The 13,283-nt window shown below is 35.2% G+C and carries 15 protein-coding genes; 13 read left to right on the forward strand and 2 right to left on the reverse strand.

What is annotated here, in order from left to right; all coding sequences use genetic code 11:
- Positions 1-3: 3 nt before the first annotated feature.
- From SCA31_RS08480 to SCA31_RS08495, 4 genes are all read left to right on the forward strand, one after another.
- Complete coding sequence (locus tag SCA31_RS08480) at positions 4-234, forward strand: hypothetical protein (RefSeq protein ID WP_410696511.1); 231 nt, start codon at positions 4-6, stop codon at positions 232-234.
- A 13-nt stretch (positions 235-247) separates the two neighbouring features.
- Positions 248-757, forward strand: coding sequence for a GNAT family N-acetyltransferase (locus SCA31_RS08485; RefSeq protein WP_410696512.1), 510 nt, complete (start codon positions 248-250; stop codon positions 755-757).
- A 72-nt stretch (positions 758-829) separates the two neighbouring features.
- On the forward strand, positions 830-1,837 hold the full coding sequence (locus SCA31_RS08490) for an acyltransferase family protein (RefSeq protein WP_410696513.1): 1,008 nt from the start codon (positions 830-832) through the stop codon (positions 1,835-1,837).
- A gap of 37 nt (positions 1,838-1,874) precedes the next feature.
- Positions 1,875-2,516: a uracil-DNA glycosylase gene (locus SCA31_RS08495; RefSeq protein WP_410696514.1), complete on the forward strand. Its 642-nt coding sequence runs from the start codon at positions 1,875-1,877 to the stop codon at positions 2,514-2,516.
- On the opposite strand, the gene SCA31_RS08500 is transcribed toward SCA31_RS08495, so the two are convergent.
- Both SCA31_RS08500 and SCA31_RS08505 read right to left on the reverse strand, forming a co-directional pair.
- A complete protein-coding gene (locus SCA31_RS08500; RefSeq protein WP_410696515.1) occupies positions 2,503-3,000 on the reverse strand; it encodes a hypothetical protein in 498 nt (165 codons plus the stop codon). The genes SCA31_RS08495 and SCA31_RS08500 overlap by 14 nt on opposite strands.
- A gap of 16 nt (positions 3,001-3,016) precedes the next feature.
- Complete coding sequence (locus SCA31_RS08505; RefSeq protein WP_410696516.1) at positions 3,017-3,508, reverse strand: DUF456 domain-containing protein; 492 nt, start codon at positions 3,506-3,508, stop codon at positions 3,017-3,019.
- Between the two features lie 117 nt (positions 3,509-3,625).
- On the opposite strand from SCA31_RS08505, the gene SCA31_RS08510 reads away from it, so the two are divergent.
- From SCA31_RS08510 to SCA31_RS08550, 9 genes are all read left to right on the forward strand, one after another.
- Positions 3,626-4,888 (forward strand): mechanosensitive ion channel family protein, encoded by a 1,263-nt coding sequence (locus tag SCA31_RS08510; RefSeq protein ID WP_410696517.1) that lies wholly within the window; start codon positions 3,626-3,628, stop codon positions 4,886-4,888.
- 142 nt (positions 4,889-5,030) lie between these two features.
- Positions 5,031-5,750 (forward strand): pyridoxine 5'-phosphate synthase, encoded by a 720-nt coding sequence (locus SCA31_RS08515; RefSeq protein ID WP_410696518.1) that lies wholly within the window; start codon positions 5,031-5,033, stop codon positions 5,748-5,750.
- A gap of 157 nt (positions 5,751-5,907) precedes the next feature.
- Positions 5,908-6,687 (forward strand): alpha/beta fold hydrolase, encoded by a 780-nt coding sequence (locus tag SCA31_RS08520; protein WP_332560987.1) that lies wholly within the window; start codon positions 5,908-5,910, stop codon positions 6,685-6,687.
- A gap of 114 nt (positions 6,688-6,801) precedes the next feature.
- Positions 6,802-7,023 carry a microviridin/marinostatin family tricyclic proteinase inhibitor gene (locus tag SCA31_RS08525; RefSeq protein WP_410696519.1) on the forward strand — a complete coding sequence of 74 codons (222 nt, stop codon included), beginning with the start codon at positions 6,802-6,804 and terminating at the stop codon, positions 7,021-7,023.
- Positions 7,024-7,110: 87 nt separating this feature from the next.
- Positions 7,111-8,067, forward strand: coding sequence for an MvdC/MvdD family ATP grasp protein (locus SCA31_RS08530; RefSeq protein ID WP_410696520.1), 957 nt, complete (start codon positions 7,111-7,113; stop codon positions 8,065-8,067).
- Positions 8,060-9,064: an MvdD family ATP-grasp ribosomal peptide maturase gene (locus SCA31_RS08535; protein WP_410696521.1), complete on the forward strand. Its 1,005-nt coding sequence runs from the start codon at positions 8,060-8,062 to the stop codon at positions 9,062-9,064. The genes SCA31_RS08530 and SCA31_RS08535 overlap by 8 nt, the downstream gene beginning before the upstream one ends.
- Before the next feature lie 275 nt (positions 9,065-9,339).
- Entirely contained in the window at positions 9,340-10,353 is a 1,014-nt protein-coding gene (locus SCA31_RS08540) for an NAD-dependent epimerase/dehydratase family protein (RefSeq protein WP_410696522.1), read from the forward strand.
- On the forward strand, positions 10,350-12,119 hold the full coding sequence (locus tag SCA31_RS08545) for an AMP-dependent synthetase/ligase (RefSeq protein WP_410696523.1): 1,770 nt from the start codon (positions 10,350-10,352) through the stop codon (positions 12,117-12,119). Before SCA31_RS08540 ends, SCA31_RS08545 begins: the two co-directional genes overlap by 4 nt.
- A gap of 64 nt (positions 12,120-12,183) precedes the next feature.
- Complete coding sequence (locus SCA31_RS08550; protein ID WP_410696524.1) at positions 12,184-13,242, forward strand: diphosphomevalonate/mevalonate 3,5-bisphosphate decarboxylase family protein; 1,059 nt, start codon at positions 12,184-12,186, stop codon at positions 13,240-13,242.
- Positions 13,243-13,283: the final 41 nt, after the last annotated feature.

Here is a 13,283-nt window from a genome sequence, read left to right on the forward strand (position 1 = left end):
TCCATGAAACCACTTCTTCTTATTCTGTTTTTTCTGTCAATTGGCATCCAATCTCAGATAAAAAAGGAGGGAACAGAAAAATCGCGTCATCTGAATGCACAGAAGAAGATGGTAATTCCGGTAATTAATGACCATCCGGAAAAATATGATACTGATCTTTTTTCTAAAGAAATAAGAAAGAATGTTAAGGATAGCATCTATATTACAGACATGAAAAATTTATTAAAACCTTAATAAAGAAGATGAAATGAAACTGGAAACTGAAAGATTGATTTTAAACGGAATTAATGAAAGTCATGTAGAAGATATTCTGAAAATCCGAAGTAATGATGTAATTAATCAATATGTAAAAAGGAATTCACCAAAAACCAATTATGATGCTTTGGAGTTTATTTTACATATTAAGAGAAAAACTCAGGAGAAAGAGATTGTTTTCTGGGGAATCTCCTATAAAGGCTATCCAAGACTTATTGGAACTATTTGTCTATGGAAATTTTCGGAAGACAGGAAAACAGCAGAGGTAGGGTATGAATTATTGCCGGATTATCATCATCAAGGAATCATGACAGAAGCATTAAAAGTTGTTTTGGAATTTGGATTTAATGAATTGAACTTACAGAATGTGCTAGCTTTTACGGATAGGCTCAATACTAATTCGCAATTGCTGCTCTTAAAACATAATTTTGTTTTGGAAGAAAGTGAAACAGTTGAAAATAATCCTGATAATGTTATTTTTAGTTTAAAAAAGCCATTCTGAGGGATTGTTCCTTGAATCCATCAGGTTTTTTTTTATCTTTATCGCCAGACAGATCAATATTATACACTATATATGAAAAATGAAATAAAATCCTTGACCGGATTGAGGGGAATTGTAGCATTGTGGGTGACTTTTTTTCATTTTTACATTTATAAAAATAATTTTATTGATAATATCATAGGAAAAGGATATGTAGCAGTAGATATTTTTTTTGTCTTAAGTGCTTTCTTATTGACTATTTCTTATACTGAGAAGTTTAAAAATCTGGATTTTAAAGGAGTACAAATTTTTTACAAAAAAAGAGTCAATAGGATCTATCCCGTATATCTTGTATCGGTTGTATTTATAGCATTGTTTTTAATCGATATTTCTACCACCAAGTTTTTGATCAATGCAGCATTGGTGCAATGTCTTTTTGATCCCGAGTATTTACTCATGTCTGTTTACTGGTCGTTAAGTACAGAGTGGGTATGCTATCTTATATTTCCTTTCATGCTTTATTTCATCATGCTTTATAAGATTCGCAGCGAAATATTGATTGTGGTAAGTCTCCTTTTGAGGTTCATTCTTCCGTATCTTCCAGATCATCTATATATTGGTGGTGACATTTCAACGTATGGAGGAATGTCTTCAAAATATCTGGATATTCCTGACGGATTAAACTCTTTAATAAGAACTGTTTCTTCCTACCTTTTAGGAATAGGGATTGTTTCCTTTAAAGGGATTACCATGAAAAGAAACAATTACTTTATTTATGTTTTAGTAATCCTTTTCATAGGGTTGCTCTTTGTAGAAAAAGGGCTGTTCTTAATTCCGCTATTGTCTGCCCTTATCATAAGACATCTTTATTTTGAAGGTGGACAAAATCTTGTCAAGTCATTTTTAGAAACAAAGGCAGTATATCTTTTGGGGAATATTTCCTACTCGCTGTACATTATACACTATATCATAAGAAAGCAGTATTTTACCATTGTGGAGACTATTTTTGTCAATAATCTTTTATTAATCTTACTTTCATTGGTGTTGTCCTATTTTTCCTATATTTTGATCGAAAGAAAAGTGAAGATATTTAAGGTTTAGGCTATGCTTTTATTTTAATATTAATTATTTTTGCAGCATGACCTGGACAGAAATTTTAGCCCCCATAAAAAGTACCGAATACTTCAAAACCCTTTGGGAAAAAGTAAAAAACGAATATGCAAGCACGAAGGTTTTTCCCCCGAAAGATCAGATCTTCAGAGCCTTGGAGCTGACTTCATTTGACGATATTGAGGTGGTTATTATTGGTCAGGATCCTTATCATAACGATTATCAGGCCAACGGGTTGTGTTTTTCAGTTTCTGAACAGGTAACAGCACCACCATCCCTTAAAAATATTTTCATTGAACTGAAAGATGATCTTGGAGTGGTAAGAACTTCAAAGGAATTAGATGACTGGGGAAAACAAGGTGTGCTTCTTTTGAATGCAACACTTACGGTTCGTGCACACACCCCCAATTCTCATAAAGACCTTGGCTGGGAGCAATTTACCAATTTTATTATCAAAGAAATTTCTGATAAAAAAGAAAATGTGGTCTTTGTATTGTGGGGAGCCTTTGCACAAAAAAAAGCCGAACTTATAGATCCGGCTAAGCATTTTATTTTGAAATCGGCGCATCCGTCACCATTCTCTGTTTATAGAGGTTTTTTTGGAAGTAAACCATTCTCAAAAATTAATGAATATCTTGTTTCCAAAGGGAAAAAGCCTATTGCGTGGTAGAATCGGAAGTTTTTCCTGTTTTTTTGATGGAAATCCCGATCTTATATTTTCCGTTTAATGCCGTTGTTCCTTCATCTGCCTTAGGATAAGGGGTTACCTCCTGCAGTGTAATCGTATATCCGTTAAAATCGGCTGACTGTCGATAGTTCCTATTTGGGTAATCCATACTGGCAAGATTTAAAACCATAGGTCGGGTAGAGGTTCCCATGACTTCAACCTGAGCAAGAGCCACACCGGCCCAGATACAGTTTACCCCTTCAGGACAGCGGCTGTCCTCAGAGATTCCCTTGAAAGTAACATTCATTTGAAATTCTTTCAGGAATTTATTTTCACCCTCATTCAAATAAACAATGCCGTTCTTTTGATCAGGAGTTGTATTGGCAGTCATTTCAGAAGTTTTTGGAGTTGTTTTGGTTTTCTTTTGGGCATCGCATCCTGTTAATGCGAATATTCCCAGACTAAGTATGATAACTTTATGAAACATGATTTCTCTTTTTTTGTTAAATAATATCAAACATATTCAGAAGTACTACCAAAAACATTGCCACACCCACTACAAAGCTGAATCCGGTTCCATAAATAAACCCGATTAATGCTCCTTTGGTAGATTGCAAAGCCTTGTTCATATCCTTGCTGTCATGAAGAAGTTCCCCAATAAATACCCCTGCAAACATTCCGATCAGGAAACCTAAGGGAATGGGAATAAATATTCCAACAATAGTTCCTATTACAGATCCGATGCTTCCCCAGCGCGTGCCTCCATATTTCCTGTTGGTTTTTGCAGGAATTACATAGCTCAGCACTACAGAAGCTAAGGTAAGAATACCAAATGCCCAGACATAGATCATCGGAAGATCAGCATCCGTCCCGAATTTATAGATCAGCAATCCGCAGATACTTAGTAATAAGCCGGGAAGAACCGGGAGAAAAGTTCCCAATATTCCTACAAATAATAAAACAAGACAGAGAATATTAATGATAGTTGTATCCATTTTTTTAAATATAAACGAAGATATGAAAAAAGTAAATTGATAAAAGGTTTAAAATTTGGGATGAAAATTGATAATGAATAGTAAATTCATCATTCTTAATTTTATAAATTTGCTGTAATGAAAAATGAAATACAAGATACCCGAGATTTTTTACAGAATATAAGTGATCAGATCCATTATTTTGTGAGAGATCACGTATATCCTGATCTGGCACTTCCTATTCAGATTATGCTGAAATTTATCTTTCTGGCAGGGATGATCTATCTCTTGGATTTTGTTTTTAAATTCATTGTCAATACTATTTTCAAATTCTTTTTTGATAAAGAGAAATTTCCCATTTTAAAGTCAATCTATGATTCAAGAATAACTAATTCTGTAGTTCACTTGGGAGCACTGAACTTTGCTGGATATGCATTGCTTTCTGTCTTCTACAGACATCCGAAAAGCTTTGCATTACTGGAGATCATTGTGGGTGTGGCTACTATTTTTGTGATTGCAGGGTTGCTATTTAGAGCATTAACTGCTTTTAGAAATTACTTTGTGATTAAGCAGGATTATTACAAGATCATGACGCTTAATGCCATCTCGGAAACTGTAAAAATTTTTGGAATCTTTGTTCTTTCCGTAATAGGAATCTGTTTGATCTTTGGGATTAAAGGCGGAACAATTTTAGGAAGTTTAGGAGCAATAACAGCCGTTTTGGTTTTGGTTTTCAGAGATACTATTTTAGGATTTGTTACCGGGCTTCACGTTGCTACATCCAAGAATATGAAAGTAGGTGACTGGATCAGTATCCCCAAATACAGCATTGAAGGAAACATAACGGAAATCAATCTTTTGACTACAAAGATTACCAATTTTGATAAAACAGTTTCTACAATTCCAACCTATGATTTATTGACCACAGAGATCAAAAATCTTCAGGTGATGTCAGAATCCAATACAAGAAGAATCAAAAAATCTATTTATTTCAATATTAACTCCTTTAAATTCCTTACTGATGAAGATATTGAACGATTAAAGGAAATTAATTTGATTGCAGATTACCTGGAAGAAAAAAGACAGGAGATCAAAAAAGAAAAAGAGAACGTGAGCTACAATGATAAGGATATCAATGGAAGGCAGCTTACCAATATCGGTGTTTTCAGATATTATGCACAGAAGTATATAGAAAATGATCCCGATATTGAAAAAAGCGGAGCCAGAATGGTCCGTCAGCTGGAGATTACCCCACAGGGGCTTCCTCTTGAAATATACTGTTTTGCCAATGATTCAAAGTGGGAACATTTTGAGCAAATTCAGGCAGATATTTTTGACCATTTGCTGGTAGCTTCAAAGGAATTTGAACTTCAGGTAATGCAGGTAAGTGTAAAAGTGTAATAAAAAATTAGAGATTATAGACTAGTTAAGTCTTAAATCTTGCTTAAAAAATAATAAAAGAGTCAGTATTAGAAGTTAATCTTACTATATGATATGGTAAGTCTGCATCCAAAATCTGACGTCTAATATCTTAAATAAAAAAATGACAAAACTAAGCGTAAACATTAATAAGATTGCGACCTTAAGAAATGCAAGAGGGGGAGAAACACCAAGTGTAACAGAAGCAGCGATAAAGATCCAGGAATTCGGAGGACAAGGAATTACCATTCATCCAAGACCTGATGAAAGACATATTACAAGAAAAGATGTCTATGATCTGAAACCATTGGTTACCACTGAGTTCAATATTGAAGGGAACCCGCATCAGTCTTTTATTGATATGGTGCTTGATGTAAAGCCTGAGCAGGTAACACTGGTTCCTGATGCAGATGATGCAATCACTTCCAATGCAGGCTGGGATACTAAAAAACATTTGGATTACCTTACAGAAATTATCGCAGAGTTTAAAAATGTAGGGATCCGTACTTCAATTTTCCTTGATCCAATGCCTGAGCTGGTAGAATATGCAGCAAAAACAGGCGCAGACAGAATTGAACTGTATACCGAAGCTTACGCAAAAGACTATTTGACCAATAAAGAACAGGCTATAAAACCTTATTATGATACAGCGGTTGCTGCTACTGAGTTTGGATTAGGAATCAATGCCGGACATGATCTGAGCCTGGAGAATCTAAAATATTTTGCAGACAATATCCCCAATCTACTGGAAGTATCAATCGGGCATGCTTTAGTTTCCGAGGCGCTTTATATGGGACTGGAAAATACGGTTCAATCTTATTTGAAGAGATTGGCAAAGTGGTAATCAATAATAGAGAAGTTAGAAAGTAATGATAAAAGGTTTGGAGAAGGGTGATGCCTTTTTCCACCCTAATAGTATCAGATTGGAAATGAATATTGAAATTTTTTGCAATCTTTAGATCATCTAACGCCTAATTTCTCGCCTCTAATTTCTAAAAAATATGGAAATCTTAAACTCAAAAATATTTGGTGAAGCTTCAACTGCTACACCACTTTTGGTATTCCACGGATTGTTCGGAATGCTTGATAACTGGGGAAGTTTTGGAAAAGACCTTGGAGAATATCTTCCGGTACATTTAATTGATCTTAGGAATCACGGAAGAAGCTTTCATTCAGAGGATATGTCCCATGATGATCTGGCAGATGATATTGCCCGTTATATGGATCATTACGGTATTCAAAAGGCTCATGTTCTGGGACATTCTTTAGGCGGAAAAGCCGTCATGCAGTTTGCCATAAAATACCCCGAAAGAGTTGAAAAGCTCATTGTAGTCGATATTTCTCCAAAAGCTTATCCGCCACACCATCAAGGGATAATAAAGGCGTTAGAGAGTGTCGACTTTAATACGGTGGGTTCCAGAAATGATGTGGAAGCTGTTTTAAATCAGTATATTCCTGAAAAATCCACGATACAGTTTTTAACAAAGAACCTGTATTGGGATGATAATAAAAAGCTAAACTGGAGATTTAACCTTAAAACGTTATCTGAAAAGTATAATGAATTTGTTTCCAATGCGGTAAAATTTGGAATCTTTGATGGGGAAGCCTTATTTATTGCCGGTGAAAAATCGAATTATATTCTTCCACAGGATGAATATGGGATAAAGCAGCAGTTTCCAAAGGCTAAAATTGTTACTGTGAAAAATGCAGGACATTGGGTACAGGCTGAAAATCCTGTAGATTTTGCTAATGTGGTTAAGCAATTTCTAGGATTAGATTAATTATATACTGTTATTTTTGTTAATATGTTAAAATTTTCTTAAAACGAAAAAATATTTCTCCATGAGTTGAAAATTGTGTATTTTCGATTATCAAAAAAACAAACATATTTACTTATGGAAAACAAAAACTCAAAAAAGAAGCCGTTTTTCGCGTCATTTCTTGAAAAACAACTTAAGGATCCTGAAACAGTAAAAGGAGGAACGGATATTATCACGATTCCTGAAAGAGATACTATTACAAAGCCTACCATAGACAATGTAACATCTCCTCAAGCTGATTTGCAGCATACTATGAAATATCCTTCTGATGGTGATGATGATGCAATCTTACTATAAAATGATTATTTTACAGTAACATATTAACAAAATTGTAATAATAGGGAAACTTAAACTTTAAGTTTCCCTTTTTAGTAAAACAGGCAAATGATTCTCTGTATCACCCACTCGCAGGATTTTTATACTATTGATCTTTTCTTTCAATACCTTTCTTCTAAAAATATTCCTTATTTCAGATTGAATTCCGATCAACTTAATCATCTTCAAAAAATGAGTATCAATGAAAATTCATTTGAAATTACTGATGAATTGGGGAAGATCATTCATTCTGATGATATTAAGGGAGTATGGCACAGAAAAGCATGGCGGATAAGTATTCCGGAAGAACTGGATGAGAACTATGAGAAGATCTTTCAGAATGAATATGGAAGTCTTCGTTATAATCTGTTCACTACTCTTGAAGATATTCCGTGGATCAATCCTTTTGAAAAAGAAAAGAAAATTGATGGAAACAAGATGCTTCAACTGAAAATTGCTGAAAGAAATCACCTTACCATTCCCAACACTGTTTTTTCTAATGATGAAGAGAAAATAACAGCATTCTTTCATCAATATTGCTCAGGAAAAGCAATTGCCAAGCTGCATGGTGTACAATCAAAAACCATGAGTGGTGAAAATTTGATTTCTACTATGATTATTGAGGAAGAAACCCTGGAACACCTTTCTGATATTGCCTATTGCCCGATGATTTTCCAGCCTTACATTGATAAAGAATATGAATTGAGAATCATGTATGTAGATGGAGACTTTTTCACGGGTAAGATTAATAACAGTACCCATGCAGACTGGAGAGTGAGTGATGAAAACTACTTTTGGTCAGCTTATGAATTACCAGAAAATATCAAAATAAATTTGACCTCCATGATGAAAGAAATGGGGCTTTATATGGGAGCCATTGATGTGATCAAAGGAAAGGACGGAGAATATTATTTTCTTGAAGTCAATCCGCAGGGAGAATGGGGAATGCTGCAAAAGGAACTGGGGTTTCCGATAGCAGAAAGAATTGCCGACAACCTTATCAAAAGAATTAATTTCCATGAATAAAATTTTAATTATAACACATACCGCAGATAATTTTTCAATTGAAAAAGTAACAGAATATATTGCAGATAACCACTGTGAAGTTATTCGCTTTGATGTTGATTTGTATCCTTTAGAAAATAAATTGTCTACCATTTTTCAGGATGGAGAATGGGTGAGTATTCTTGAAACACCATCTGCAAAGTATCGTCTGGATGATATTTCAGCAGTATGGTACCGAAGAGCCTACAATATTGGAAAAGGCCTGAAAGAAGAAATGGAACCTAAATTTTTCGGGGCAGCAATGGGGGAGATTCGTAATACGTTATTCGGGTTTCTAGAGTCTATTGATGCTTATTCACTAGGTAAGCCGAGTGTTTACAGAAGACTGGATAGTAAGGAAGAACAGTTGAAATTAGCTTATAAAATAGGTCTTTCAGTTCCGGAAACCTGTCTTACAAACAACCCGGAAGAGGCAAGAAAGTTTATTCTTAAACATCAGAATGTTGTTGCTAAGATGCAGACCGGTTTTGCTATTTATGAAGATGGTGTGGAAAACGTGGTTTTTACCAATGTGGTAAAAGAAGATAAGCTTGAAGAACTGGACTCCCTTTTATATTGTCCGATGCAGTTTCAGGAGATGATTGAAAAGAAAAGAGAACTTCGGGTTACCATTGTAGGAAGAGATGTCTATGCATTTGAAATTGATTCACAACAATTTGAAGATGCAAAGGTTGACTGGAGAAAGGATGGTGTGAATTTACTTGATAAATGGACAAGAACAGAGCTTCCGAAGGACGTTGAAGAGAAACTGTTGGAGCTTCTGGATATTTATAACGTAGACTATGGTGCAATAGATATTATTGTTTCTCCTGAAAATCAATATTACTTTATTGAAATCAATGCCGCAGGAGAGTTTTTCTGGCTGGATAATCTTACAGAAGGAAATCTGATCTCCAGAAGTATTGCGGATGTTCTTTGTGATAAAGCTCCAAGAAGAAATAATGTAGTTTTAGCTTAAATAATAAGATATTTTTTAAATCACAAGAAGCCCTGGAAGTTTTTAATTAAATACTTTCAGGGTTTCATTTTTTTACAATCCTTGAGGTTTAGACTATTTTAAGCTTCATAATTCTTGTTTTCAGAGTGATAATATTGGTTAAATAAAGTTGAGTTTTGCTTTAAAAATCGCAAATTTGCAAAAGCAGTTTTTCAAAGGAACTTTGGCAGGAACCTGAAGAATTGCCGGATAGAAAATATTGTCATATTTTAGTCAGCAATCAAGTAAAATAATTAATGGTTTTTGTAACGGGTGCAACCGGAATTCTGGGAAGAATAATCGTGCTGGAACTTCTAAAAAGAGGTGAGAATGTGCGCGCTTCCAAGAGATCTGGCAGCAATTTAAACGAAGTAAGGCATTCATACAGCTTTTATACAGAGAATCCTGATGACTTTTTCAATAAAATTGAATGGGTAAATGTCGATTTTGATGATATCGACTCTTTGAAAGATGCTCTGAAAGGGGTGAATGAGGTCTATCACTGTGCCGCAAAGGTAAGCTTTCATCCCAAAGATGAAAAAGAAATGTACCATACCAATATTAAAGGTACAGAAAACCTGTTGTTTGCCTGTGAGGCTTCTGAAGTTAAAAAATTTCTGCATGTAAGTTCTGTTGCGGTGTTAGATAACTTTAATGAAAAGGGAGAACTGGATGAAGAATCTGAGTTTAATCCCAAATTAGAACATTCTGCCTATGCCATATCCAAGCATTTATCTGAAATGGAAGCATGGAGAGCATCTGCAGAAGGGCTGAATGTTGTTATCATCAATCCGGGAATGATCGTAGGAAGCGGAAACTGGAGCCAAAGTAGTGGGGAGCTCTTCTCAACATTTGAAGACAATAGTTTTACCTTTGCCGGCGGTTCTGCTTATGTAGATGTAAGAGATGTTGCAAAAACAGCCATTGAATTGATGGAAAATAACATTTTTGGAGAACGATTTATCATTGTTGCTGAAAATAATAAATATGCAGATCTGGCAAAACAGATTAGAACCCGATTAGGTCTTAAAGAGGCAAGAATCCTTACAAGATCTCAACTGAATATTGGAAAATTTGCCAATACATTATTCGGATGGCTGATTCCAAAACTGAGAATGGCTACAGAATCAAATATTGAGGCTATATCCTCATTCAATACCATTTCCAACCACAAAGTAAAGGAAAAACTTAACTATGAGTTTATTCCTGTAAAGGAAAGTATAGACTTTCACCTGAACAATTATATTAACGACAAAAAGCTGAAGAAATGAATCTTGCAGAGGCAATTATCCTTAAAAATGTAGAAAAACATCCTATAAAAGCAGCAATAGGCTTTAAGAAGAAAGATGAAGCTTGGAAAGAGCTAAGCTGGAAAAGATTCAGTGAAATTATCTTTAAAATGGCCAATGCATTGAAAGAAGCAGGGGTTCAGGAAAATGATAAAGTCGCTATTTATTCAGACAATTCTTCAGAATGGATGATCGTTGATTTGGCTGCAATGGCTATTGGAGCGGTTACTGTTCCTATTTATTCTACTAATAATGCTGAGCAGGCAGAATATATCATCAATGATTCCGGAGCTAAAGCCATTCTGGTAGGAAACCAGATGCAGTATGATGCCTGTCTGGATATTTTACATAAAGAAGAGAATAACCTGGAAACCATCATTGTTTCTAAAAAAGCAGTGTGGATCAAGAAAGAATTCAATAGTTTCTATCTTGAGGATTTTATCGCAAAAGCTTCTTCAGAGTTAGAGATCTGTAAAAAAGAATATGATGACATGGCAACGTTAATCTATACTTCCGGAACAACCGGAACTCCAAAAGGGGTGATGCTTACTCACGGGAATTTCATTAAGGCATTCGACTCTCACTTTGAATTTTTTAAATTTAAAAACTTTGAAGAAGAGCTTTCATTAGCCTTTTTACCATTAAGCCACGTCTTTGAAAGAAGCTGGAGCTTACTTTGCCTATACGGAGGAGCAAGAGTGTATTTTCTGGAAGATCCGAAAAATATTGCAAAGGCACTGGAAGAAGTAAAGCCCACTACCATGTGTGCGGTACCAAGATTTTTCCAGAAAGTATATGCCGGAGTTCTTGAAAAGGCAGAAGAGGGTTCATCATTAAAGAAAAAAATCTTTGATTGGGCCTTAAAAACAGGATGGGAAACTGCAGAACTAAGAAGAAATGAAAGATTAATTCCTTTTGGATTAAAATTAAAAGAATCTGTTGCAGATATGCTGGTCTTCAGTAAGATTAAAGATAAAATGGGGGGCAGACTATGGTTTTTACCGTGTGGAGGAGCTTCTTTATCCCCTGAAGTAACCCGATTCTTTGAATCAGTAGGAATTCACGTTACGGTAGGATATGGATTAACTGAAACTACAGCTACTTTAACTCTTTTCCCTTTGACTCACTTTGAACATGCTACCAGCGGAAAACCATTACCGGGTGTAGAAATCCGTATCGGTGAAAGTGACGAGATCCAGGCAAGAGGAAATGGAATCATGAAAGGATACTACAACAGACCTGAAGAAACCCAAAAAGTGTTTACAGAAGACGGATGGTTTAAAACCGGAGATGCAGGTAAGTTTGATGAGAAAGGTAACCTGATCATTACAGACAGAATTAAAGACCTGATGAAGACTTCCAATGGAAAATATATTGCTCCGCAACAAATCGAAAATCTTCTGACCAATAACAATTTTATTCAACAGATTATGCTGGTGGCTGAAGGAAGACAGTTTGTTTCAGCACTAATCGTTCCTAACTTTGAATTTCTACAGGACTATATCAAAAAGAACAATATCCCTTTCACCAATTGGGAGGATGCTGTGAAAAATGATAAGATAGTAAGCCTTTATAAAGAAAAAGTTAAGGAATTACAAAGCCACCTTGCCGACTATGAGAAAGTAAAGAAATTTACCTTAATGCCGGCAGAATTTGATATCAATACGGGAGAAATTACTCCTACATTGAAAGTGAAAAGAAATGTGGTTCTTAAAAAATATGCAGATATTATAGAGAAGATGTACTAACAAGTACAAAGGTAGTCTCTATTTAATCTCCAATTTTTATCTGTATTATCACTTAAATTAAACTATGACAACACAAGAATTTATAGGAAAAGAAAATTTCACCATTCATACACAGACGGTTTCAGAAAGCTGCCCGTCCAATATTGCCCTGATTAAATACTGGGGAAAATATGACAATCAGATTCCTGCAAACCCAAGTATCAGTTATACTTTAAACCATTGTAAAACCAATACTACAATGGAATTTTTAGCAGATGAATCTTTTTCTGTTCAGACTTTTCTGGCTGGAAATGAAGAAGTGAAATTTGCTGAAAAAATAGAAAAATATTTCAAAAATATCGAGCAATATCTTCCGTGGATATTGAAAGGGAAATATATCATCAGAACAGAAAATACATTCCCACACAGTTCTGGAATTGCCAGTTCTGCATCAGGATTTGGAGCGATTGCAAAATGTCTGATGGCTTTGGATGAAACATTTACAGGGAAAAACTCTGATGAAGAGTCTCTGAGAAAAGCCTCATTTCTAGCAAGACTGGGAAGTGGAAGTGCTTGTAGAAGCTTATATAACGGACTTGTGGTTTGGGGAGAAACTGATGAGGTTAACGGAAGTTCAGACCTGTTTGCGGTACCATATCCTGACACGGAAATTCATGAGGTATTCAAGAATTTTAATGACTGGGTTTTATTGATTCATGAAGGACAGAAAAGTGTTTCTTCAACTGTAGGACATGGCTTAATGAATACCAATCCATATGCAGAAAGAAGATTTCAGGAAGCAAGAGAAAACTTTGTTCCTATGAAAGATATTCTGAAGTCGGGAGACATGGAGCAATTTATCAAATTGGTAGAACATGAAGCGCTTACTCTTCATGCGATGATGATGATGAGTGATCCTGCTTTTATTCTGATGAAGACAGGAACACTAGAAGTGATCAATAAGATCTGGGATTTTAGAAGAGAAACAGGGCTGTCATTATTCTTTACGTTGGATGCAGGAGCTAATGTTCACCTTCTCTTTCCAAGTAATGATTCTGAAGAGAAGATCAAAGCATTTATCGAAGCGGAATTATTACAACACACTCAAAAGAATGGAGTAGTGAAGGATGTGATGAAATTCTAAAAACGAAAAAATATTCAATAGGGTGGGCTTTAGCCCACTTT

This window comes from Chryseobacterium sp. SIMBA_028 (assembly GCF_046535285.1).
Lineage (GTDB): Bacteria > Bacteroidota > Bacteroidia > Flavobacteriales > Weeksellaceae > Chryseobacterium.

Coding starts and splice junctions, on each gene's coding strand:
- SCA31_RS08540 (WP_410696522.1), top strand. CDS start 9,340: ATGGTTTTTGTAACGGGTGCAACCGGAATTCTGGGAAGAATAATCGTG.
- SCA31_RS08520 (WP_332560987.1), top strand. CDS start 5,908: ATGGAAATCTTAAACTCAAAAATATTTGGTGAAGCTTCAACTGCTACA.
- SCA31_RS08490 (WP_410696513.1), top strand. CDS start 830: ATGAAAAATGAAATAAAATCCTTGACCGGATTGAGGGGAATTGTAGCA.
- SCA31_RS08530 (WP_410696520.1), top strand. CDS start 7,111: ATGATTCTCTGTATCACCCACTCGCAGGATTTTTATACTATTGATCTT.
- SCA31_RS08550 (WP_410696524.1), top strand. CDS start 12,184: ATGACAACACAAGAATTTATAGGAAAAGAAAATTTCACCATTCATACA.
- SCA31_RS08535 (WP_410696521.1), top strand. CDS start 8,060: ATGAATAAAATTTTAATTATAACACATACCGCAGATAATTTTTCAATT.
- SCA31_RS08505 (WP_410696516.1), bottom strand. CDS start 3,508: ATGGATACAACTATCATTAATATTCTCTGTCTTGTTTTATTATTTGTA.
- SCA31_RS08510 (WP_410696517.1), top strand. CDS start 3,626: ATGAAAAATGAAATACAAGATACCCGAGATTTTTTACAGAATATAAGT.
- SCA31_RS08485 (WP_410696512.1), top strand. CDS start 248: ATGAAACTGGAAACTGAAAGATTGATTTTAAACGGAATTAATGAAAGT.
- SCA31_RS08525 (WP_410696519.1), top strand. CDS start 6,802: ATGGAAAACAAAAACTCAAAAAAGAAGCCGTTTTTCGCGTCATTTCTT.
- SCA31_RS08545 (WP_410696523.1), top strand. CDS start 10,350: ATGAATCTTGCAGAGGCAATTATCCTTAAAAATGTAGAAAAACATCCT.
- SCA31_RS08515 (WP_410696518.1), top strand. CDS start 5,031: ATGACAAAACTAAGCGTAAACATTAATAAGATTGCGACCTTAAGAAAT.
- SCA31_RS08480 (WP_410696511.1), top strand. CDS start 4: ATGAAACCACTTCTTCTTATTCTGTTTTTTCTGTCAATTGGCATCCAA.
- SCA31_RS08500 (WP_410696515.1), bottom strand. CDS start 3,000: ATGTTTCATAAAGTTATCATACTTAGTCTGGGAATATTCGCATTAACA.
- SCA31_RS08495 (WP_410696514.1), top strand. CDS start 1,875: ATGACCTGGACAGAAATTTTAGCCCCCATAAAAAGTACCGAATACTTC.